Annotated in this window: 8 protein-coding genes; all 8 read left to right on the top strand. The window is 38.6% G+C overall.

Annotated elements, in window-relative coordinates; all coding sequences use genetic code 11:
• The first annotated feature begins 51 nt into the window (after positions 1-51).
• A complete protein-coding gene (gene wecB, locus MRT15_RS07345) occupies positions 52-1,128 on the top strand; it encodes a non-hydrolyzing UDP-N-acetylglucosamine 2-epimerase (protein WP_304329340.1) in 1,077 nt (358 codons plus the stop codon).
• Positions 1,128-2,048, top strand: coding sequence for an NAD-dependent epimerase/dehydratase family protein (locus tag MRT15_RS07340; protein WP_369684959.1), 921 nt, complete (start codon positions 1,128-1,130; stop codon positions 2,046-2,048). The genes wecB and MRT15_RS07340 overlap by 1 nt, the downstream gene beginning before the upstream one ends.
• Positions 2,045-3,049: an NAD-dependent epimerase/dehydratase family protein gene (locus tag MRT15_RS07335; RefSeq protein WP_304329336.1), complete on the top strand. Its 1,005-nt coding sequence runs from the start codon at positions 2,045-2,047 to the stop codon at positions 3,047-3,049. The genes MRT15_RS07340 and MRT15_RS07335 overlap by 4 nt, the downstream gene beginning before the upstream one ends.
• A 6-nt stretch (positions 3,050-3,055) precedes the next feature.
• A complete protein-coding gene (locus MRT15_RS07330) occupies positions 3,056-3,880 on the top strand; it encodes a polysaccharide deacetylase family protein (protein ID WP_304329334.1) in 825 nt (274 codons plus the stop codon).
• Entirely contained in the window at positions 3,880-5,121 is a 1,242-nt protein-coding gene (locus MRT15_RS07325) for an ATP-grasp domain-containing protein (protein WP_304329332.1), read from the top strand. The genes MRT15_RS07330 and MRT15_RS07325 overlap by 1 nt, the downstream gene beginning before the upstream one ends.
• Positions 5,118-6,323 carry a glycosyltransferase family 4 protein gene (locus MRT15_RS07320; RefSeq protein WP_304329331.1) on the top strand — a complete coding sequence of 402 codons (1,206 nt, stop codon included), beginning with the start codon at positions 5,118-5,120 and terminating at the stop codon, positions 6,321-6,323. Before MRT15_RS07325 ends, MRT15_RS07320 begins: the two co-directional genes overlap by 4 nt.
• 90 nt (positions 6,324-6,413) lie before the next feature.
• The gene (locus tag MRT15_RS07315) at positions 6,414-7,472 is read left to right on the top strand and encodes a Gfo/Idh/MocA family protein (protein ID WP_304329329.1); all 1,059 of its coding nucleotides are present in this window, start codon (positions 6,414-6,416) and stop codon (positions 7,470-7,472) included.
• A gap of 13 nt (positions 7,473-7,485) precedes the next feature.
• On the top strand, positions 7,486-8,830 hold a 1,345-nt coding region (locus MRT15_RS07310), incomplete at its 3' end, for a phenylacetate--CoA ligase family protein (protein WP_369684958.1).

The raw sequence follows: 8,830 nt of genomic DNA, 5'->3' as shown, positions 1-8,830 counted from the left end.
GAAGCCATACACTGAAGGTGGAACAGTCATATTTAGGGTGAGGAAGGTAAAGTGAAGGTTGCAATAGTACTTGGGACGAGGCCTGAAATAATAAAGATGTCACCAATAATAAGGGAGCTGGAAGAGAAGAATATGGAATTCTTCATACTACACACTGGGCAACACTACTCCTATAACTTGGATCAAGTATTCTTCGAACAGTTGAAGCTCCCCCAACCCAAATATAATTTGAGGGTTGGCTCCGGAACACATGCTGAGGAAACTGGGAAAATGATGATTGGGATAGAGAGGGTTCTATTCGATGAGAAGCCAGATATAGTGCTTGTGGAGGGGGATACAAATACTGTGCTTGCAGGTGCACTTGCATCAGTTAAGGTTGGGGTAACTTTAGGTCATGTGGAAGCTGGATTGAGGAGCTTCGATAGGAGTATGCCTGAAGAGATAAATAGGATAGTTGCAGACCACGTTTCAGACATACTATTCGCACCCACAGAAGTCGCCAAGAGAAATCTGCTTAGGGAAGGAATCTCAGAGGAGAAGATACATGTGACTGGAAATACGATTGTGGATGCAGTATACCAAAACCTAAAACTAGCTGAAGCAGTGAACATTCCATTCGGAGACGATGACTACTTCCTCGTGACAGTTCATAGGCAGGAGAACACGGATAATCCCATGAGGCTTAGAAATATAATTGAAGGTTTAAAATTGGTAAGGGAATACTTCAACATGCCAATAATATACCCAATTCATCCACGAACATTGAAGAAGATTAAAGAGTATGGCATTGACGTGGAGAGGTTAAACCTAATAGAACCACTAGATTACCTGAGTTTCCTGAAGCTTGAGAGTAAAGCTAAATTGATATTCACAGATTCAGGCGGCGTACAAGAAGAAGCATGCATACTAAGAGTTCCATGCGTAACATTAAGGTATAATACTGAGAGACCTGAAACCTTGGAGGTTGGTGCAAATGTACTTGCAGGAACAGAGCCCAAGGAGATATTGGAGAAAGCAAAGATAATGATTGATGCGAAGAGGGATTGGAGGAATCCATTTGGTGATGGCAAAGCTGCCAATAGAATAATAAACATTATAAGTAGAGGGGAATATAGGCAGTTTAAGTGATTGGTTTGGCGAAGATACTGGTTACTGGTGGACTTGGATTTATAGGCTCAAACCTTGTTAGGGAGCTTAGAAGTAGGGGGCATGATGTCTGGCTATGCGACCTAACACATTCCCACGACCCAAAATCCATTAGATGTGATGTGAGTAAGTATAGGCAAGTTGAAAGATTATTTGAGCAGCATGACTTCGAATACGTATATCATTTGGCGGCTGAGTATGGGAGATGGAATGGTGAAGACTACTATGAAAACTTATGGTTGACGAATGCAGTTGGAACGAAGAATATGATAAGGATGCAGGAGAAGAGGAAGTTTAGGATGATATTCTTCAGTAGCGCCGAGATATATGGAGATTATGATGGCGTGATGAGTGAAGATATCCCCGAAAAGATACATATACACCTACTAAACGATTATGCAATGACAAAGTGGGTTGGGGAGATGATGATCAAGAATTCAGCCATGCAATATGGAACTGAAACAGTGATCGTTAGGCCATTCAACGTATACGGCCCAGGGGAGCATTATAATCCATATAGGGGGTTCATACCTAAATTCATATATAAAGCGTTACATGATGAACCATACACAGTATACTTGGGGCATAAGAGGACGCTTGAATATATCGATGACGTATGTAGGGCAGTTGCAAATATAGTTGAAAACTTCAAACCTGGAGAAGTATATAATCTTGGTGGAGACGAATTGTATGAGATAAAGTACATTTCAGACTTGATACTCAAATATCTTGGGAAGGATGACTCGAAAGTTACGTATAGGGAGGCTGAACCATTCACAACGAAGATTAAAAGGCCGGACTCAACCAAGGCGAAGAGGGACTTGAACTTTAGGGTAAATGTTAAGCCTGAAGAGGGGATACCGAAAACCATAGAATGGTTTAGGAGGGTGTATGGTAAATGAATTTCGAGGAAGTACTCAGCCATTATACTGGGAAGAGGATACTGATAACTGGTGGAGCTGGATGTATAGGGAGCAACCTAACAAGAGCATTACTTAAAGCTGAACCTGAAAGGATAATAATAATCGACGATCTATCAGCATCATATGAATGGAACATACCAAAACATCAGAAGGTGATATTCATACATGGAAGCATACTTGATGAGGAGAAGATGAAGAGGGCATTCAGCTACAAGCCACACTACGTATTCCATCTGGCAGCACACTTCGCAAACCAGAATAGCGTAGACCACCCTGAAACAGACCTACTGGTAAACGGCTTGGGAACACTGAAAACATTGGAATATGCTAATTTAACTGGAGTGGAGAAGTTCATATTCGCATCATCGGGATGCTCAGTATATGGAAGCCAAGCACCACTACCACTAAAAGAAGACTTCATATCACTACACTTAGATACACCATACCAAATCCACAAACTACTAGGAGAACTATACTGCAACTACTTCCACAACTATTACGGATTGCCAGTAGCCATAGCAAGATACTTCAACGTATATGGCCCAGGAGAAGTACCTGGAAAATATAGGAATGTTATACCGAATTTCATTTGGTGGGCAATGCACAGTCAACCACTACCAATAACCGGAACTGGAGAGGAGACAAGAGACTTCACATACGTTGAAGACATAGTTGACGGAACACTGAGGATGGGCGTAGTGGAGGAGGCTGTTGGGGAGGCAATAAACCTAGCATCAGGAACAGAAACAAGGATCATAGACTTGGCAAACTGGATAAACGAAATAACAGGGAACAAGGCTGGAATAATATTCAAACCAAGAAGAGACTGGGATAAAGCAATAAGGAGGAGAGCATCAATAGAGAAAGCTAGGAAAATACTTGGATATGAGCCAAAAACAGACATGAAAACTGGACTGAGAAAGGTCTACGAATGGATCAAGGAAAACATGGATAAAATAGAGAAAGTAGTGAAGTTTTGAGCGTTGGTGGAAAACATACTGTCAGTGGATGTGGAGGAAGTATTTCATGGCGAATATACACGACAATATAGACAAAACTTATACTACAGGACGCCAGATAACATTCCGCCTATATTGAAGATGTTGAAGGAATACAATGTTAAGGCAACATTTTTCATAGTTGGAGAAATAGCTGAAAAATTTCCGGAAATCATAAAAATGATATTGGAAGAGGGGCATGAAATAGCTTTCCATGGATGGACGCATGAACCATTATGGAAATTAACACCTGAACGGTTTAGAGAAGAAGTTAAAACCTTTAAAAAACTCCACCCCAATTGCATAGGTTTCAGAGCCCCATCATTCTCCTTAAACAATAAAACGAAATGGGTTCTAAAAATACTATGTGAAGAAGGGTTCAAATACGACTCAAGCATATTCCCAACGTGGACACCCCTATATGGCATGTACAATGCTCCAACACACCCATACCATCCATCTATAGTCAACATAACGGAAGAGGATAATAATGGTTCCATTATAGAGTTTCCTCTAGCCATATACGAGTTACTAGGACTCAAAATTCCCATAGCCGGAGGATTATGGTTACGTCTATGGAATTTAGGTCTAATAAAGAGGGGGATAAAGAAGATTAATGATAAAGGATTTCCAGCAGTCATTTACATACATAACTGGGAACTTGACGAGAAAACTCCTAAAATTAATACAGGAATTTTAGGAAGATTTCAAGTTTATCATAACTTGAATAAAGCAAAGCAAAAACTAGCATTCTTGCTGAGCGAATTCAAATTCACCAATTTCTCCACATACATTAAGGATTCTCTGAAGTAATGGGCTCAGTTTTAGTTACCGATGCATCTGAAAGAACTGCCTTAGCAGTCATAAGATCTCTAGGTAAAAGAGGAATAAAGGTATTGGCTGCCGATGCCACAAGATTTAATGCTGGATTCCTATCAAAATACTGCACTCAAAAAGTGATCTACCCTTCACCGATAGAAGATAAAGAGAAATTCGTGAAATCATTACTACGCTTGATGAAAAACACAAAATTAGACTTACTAATACCAATAACCGACTTCACCATGATACCAATTCTCGAACAAAAAGAGGAATTTGAACAATATGTTAAGGTGGCAGCACCCCCCTATGAAGTTGCAATGAAAGCTTATGATAAATTCCAAACAATTAGTATTGCAGAGAAATGTGGAGTACCGCATCCTAAAACATTCCTAATAGATGATGTAAAAACTTTGAGGGAAGTGACGGGCGAACTTAACTATCCAGCAGTTATCAAACCTAGGATGAAAGTCTTCTGGAAAAATGGGAGAGCAATCATGATGAAAGTCACATCAATTAATTATGCGTACAATAAGGGGGATCTTTTATACAAATATAATATGTTAATGAATAAGCTTAAGGGTATCGCACCCCCCGACTTTTTCCTTGTACAGGAGTATGTGCAAGGAGTAGGATATGGCGTGGAAGTATTAATGAATGATTCTTCTAATTTAATCGCATTGTTCATGCATAAAAGATTACGTGAATACCCAGTTACTGGTGGAGCTAGCACATTAAGAGTTAGCGTGTGGAATAGAAGGTTAGCAGAATATTCAATAAAGCTACTAAAGGAAATGAAGTGGCAAGGAGTTGCGATGGTGGAATTCAAATTAGACGAGAAAAATGGTAGTACAAACCTAATGGAGATTAACGGAAGGTTTTGGGGGTCTCTACCGCTAGCAATAAATGCAGGAGTAGATTTCCCTTACCTCCTATACAAAGTAATGATAGAAAAACATACTTTCCCTATCGGAGGCTATAAGTTAGGTTTCACTGAAAGATGGCTTATACCCGGAGATGTACTATGGCTATTCGATTCGTTACTTCGAAATTCTGGGGACTCTAAATTTATTGCGCTTAAAAAATTTTTATCTCCTCCGTTTCTACCAGATGACGTTATCTCATTAGATGATTTTTTACCGACAATAGGCGCATTAACCGAAGTTTTACGCTATGTCATAGAGGTCTCAAGGGGGAAGCGAACAGTCTATGGTGAGATGAAAGTTAAAAAATGAATGTCTTAATATTTTCACAAATATTTCCTCCAGATCTAGGTGGAAGCGCTACAAGAGCCTATAACGTTGCCAAGGGACTCCTAGCTCATAACGTGAATGTAACTGTTATTGCAGGCTTTCCACATTACCCCACTGGTAATGTTCCTAGACATTTAAGGAAAAAGGCTCTGGCCATTGAATATTTTGATGGTATGAAGGTAATAAGAACGTATATGCCTCCCATTCCTGCAAAAGGGTTTATTAACAGAATTATACTTTTTACATCTTTTATGTTATCATCCCTGTTTCCATTCTTCCTAGTTAGGAGGATAGATTGTATATTTGTAGCAAATCCCCAAATATTATCCATATATCCCGCTTTAATCTACAAATTTTTCCATAGGTGTCCAGTAGTACTAAATGTTGATGACCTCTGGCCAGAAGATATTGAACCCGAAATTACTCGGTCTTCTCTGATAAGAAGGTTGGGAGAAGTGTTAGCTAAAATAGCGTATGTCATAGCTGACGCTATAACTCCAATAAGCCCCGGCTATACAAAGGTAATTAACGGCAAATACGGAATTCCTGAGAGCAAAATTCATGTAGTCAGAGGTGGAGTAGACACAAGCAAATTCAAGCCAATGCCAAGCAAGAACGATGAAAAATTTACGGTTCTGTATAGTGGTGCTTTCTCAGTTGCATACGATTTTGATCAAGTGCTCAAAGCAGCGAAAATACTTGAAAAATATGAAGATGTAGAGATAATCTTGCAGGGAGGAGGGGAATTGCTCCATCATGTTAAACAGAGAGTCGCAGAGATGAAGTTGAAAAATGTAAAAATAATTGATAAAATACTCAGTAGACAAGATGTAGCGAAGTTAATGAGCGAGGCAGACGCCCTACTATTGCCGCTTAGAGACTTTGGAAGACCATATCTCGGAATATCATCAAAACTATATGAGTACCAGGCTGTAGGAAAGCCAATAATATGCTGTGCAAATGGTCAACCAGCAGAGTATGTAAATGAAACTAAGTCTGGAATTGTTGTGAAGCCTGGAGATTATAAAGCTTTAGTTAATGCCATACTATACTTGAAGGATAATTCGGAAATTGCCGAGAAGCTGGGGACTTCCGGAAGAAATTATGTTGTTGAAAAGCTGTCGATAGAGAGTATTGGTAGAGAAATGTTAAACGTATTTCAGCAGATAGTTAGAGAAGTTTGATACTATGGAATTTTACTGCTTAGCCATGCTAAAGAAACAAAAATGTTTAATATTTAATGAGCAAAATAGATATCCATTAGTTGATGAAAAATGAAGAATAACGGTAACGTGAAGAAACTTAAGGTTGCTGTTGTTGGAGCTGGGTTTGTGGCTCAGAAGAGGCATATTCCTGCCTTCCTCAGATTAAAGAAATATGTTTCTTTGACTGCTGTGTGTGATTTAAACTATGAACTTGCAAAGAATGTGGCTAAGACATTTGGCGTACCAAATGCGTATTCCAACATTTCTGATATGCTTTCGAAGGAGCATCCAGATGTAGTTGATGTATGCACTCCACCACAGGTTCATGCACCTGTTGCTGTTGAAGCTATGGAGCATGGTTGCCATGTATTATTGGAAAAACCTATGGCTTCCAGCGTAGCTGATTGTGATAAGATGATTGAAGCATCAAGAAAGTATGGTGTAAAGCTTAGCATAGTTCACAATCAGAGGTTCTATCCTCCTTTCTTAAAAGCTGAAGAGCTTGTTAAAAATGGTGCCATTGGAGAACTAACTGGAATGAGGATAATATCATTAACACCTAGAGAGGAATACTTGGTTCACGAGAAACATTGGATTCATAAACTACCTGGAGGAATAATTGGGGAAACAGGGCCACATGTCATATACATGTCACTAGCCTTCGTGAAAAACGTTAAAAACGTAGAAGTTGTTGCTAGGAAGATAACTAATTATCCATGGATATTGTATGATGATTATAGAATAGAGATTGAAGGAGAAAACATCACCAGCTCCATAATAGTCTCACATACAAACAATTACACAGCAAGCAAGGTTGAACTCTTCGGAACAGAATATTCATTGGAAATGGACTTGCAGAGTATGCTACTAATTCGATACAGGAGAAGTAATCTCAAGACAGTTAGCATTGCGAAAAGTTCAATAAGTAATGCTTGGCAAACAATAAAAGGTATAGCTTCAAACACTCTTAAAACCATGCTTGGTGAGCCAATGCTTGGCCATGACATCATGATTGAAAAGTTCGTTAAGAGTATCATTAACAATCAGTCAGTACCAGTAACGCCAGAAGAAGGTAGAGAAACTGTTAGAGTGTTGGAGTCAATTGTTGAGAAATTAAAGTCCAAGTAACATTCTGAGAACTATGAACCATCTGGAGTTAATTTATAGTATTTCTCCTGTACCAGTTCAAAACATAATCATGTCTGCTTATGGTTATTACTGGGCATATCTAAAGTACTCCAGAAATTTTGATCATTTTCTTAAATGGCTGGAAAAAACTGAACACTTAAATAGAAGGGAATTGCTGGAGTTACAGACAAAGGAGCTTAGGCGAGTAATAAATTATTCGTACTATAATGTTCCCTATTACAGGAGAGTATTTCGAAGGCATAACCTCAAACCTGATGATATAAAAACTATCGAAGACCTAAAGAAAATTCCAATACTCACAAAAGAAGACGTCAGATATAACTTTAAATCTCTAATCTCGCAGAGATATCACCGTTGGCAGTATAGTATTAAGCATACAAGTGGCACTACAGGAACTGCACTTAACATAGTGTGGAGTAATGAAGCCACAATGAAAGAATACGCCTTCGTAGAAAGGATTAGAAGGAGAGCAGGGGTAGATTCAAGAGAGTTGCATGCCACATTTGCTGGAAGAATTGTAGTTCCATTAAGACAGACTAAGCCTCCATTTTGGAGGTATAACAGTGCTGAAAAACAGTATTATTTTTCGATGCATCATTTGACAAAGGAAAATTTAAAGTATTATACGGAGAAACTTAGGCAAATTCATCCATCTTACATAGAGGGTTATCCTTCTTTAATTTATGTCGTTGCAGAGTATATACTTAAGTATGAAGATCCGATTCCTGTAAAAGCAGTATTCACATCATCAGAGACCCTTCTTTCTTATCAAAGAAAAAGCATTGAGGAAGCATTTCAATGCAAAGTTTTCGATAGGTACGGAATGACGGAGCTTGCTGCATCGATTGGAGAATGCGAAGAGGGTGGATACCACATTGACGCAGAATATGGTATAATAGAGTTTCTTAAAGATGGCGAGGAGGTTTCTGAAGGTGAGGTTGGAGAAATGGTATGTACCAATTTTATTAATGACGCATTTCCACTCATAAGATATAAAATTGGGGACTTAGCAAGACCATTAGGAGACACATGTTCATGTGGAAGAACTCTTCCTCTAGTTAAAGAGATAATAGGTAGAATTGATGATATTCTGATAACTAAGAGGGGGGCTTACTTAGGTCGTTTGGATCATATATTTAAGGAAATGCACAATATTAAGGAAAGTCAAATAATACAAGAAAGCATCGACAAGATAGTGGTTAAAGTTGTACCGAGAGAAGATTTTTCTGAAAAAGATATTAGCAAGTTAATTAAAGAATTTCAAAAAAGATTTGGTACAGATATGGAAATAGAAATAAAACTTGTAGATCAAATTCCACGAGAAAAAAGTGGAAAGT

Origin of the sequence: Candidatus Culexarchaeum yellowstonense (assembly GCF_024707025.1) — an archaeon.
Lineage (GTDB): Archaea > Thermoproteota > Methanomethylicia > Culexarchaeales > Culexarchaeaceae > Culexarchaeum.
The sequence above is the reverse complement of the archived record's forward strand: the minus strand, read 5'-3'. Positions and strand labels throughout refer to the sequence as shown.

What these genes read in the sequence shown, in the direction of transcription:
- MRT15_RS07335 (WP_304329336.1), top strand. Translation starts at nt 2,045, where the DNA reads ATGAATTTCGAGGAAGTACTCAGCCATTATACTGGGAAGAGGATACTG.
- MRT15_RS07325 (WP_304329332.1), top strand. Translation starts at nt 3,880, where the DNA reads ATGGGCTCAGTTTTAGTTACCGATGCATCTGAAAGAACTGCCTTAGCA.
- MRT15_RS07320 (WP_304329331.1), top strand. Translation starts at nt 5,118, where the DNA reads ATGAATGTCTTAATATTTTCACAAATATTTCCTCCAGATCTAGGTGGA.
- MRT15_RS07315 (WP_304329329.1), top strand. Translation starts at nt 6,414, where the DNA reads ATGAAGAATAACGGTAACGTGAAGAAACTTAAGGTTGCTGTTGTTGGA.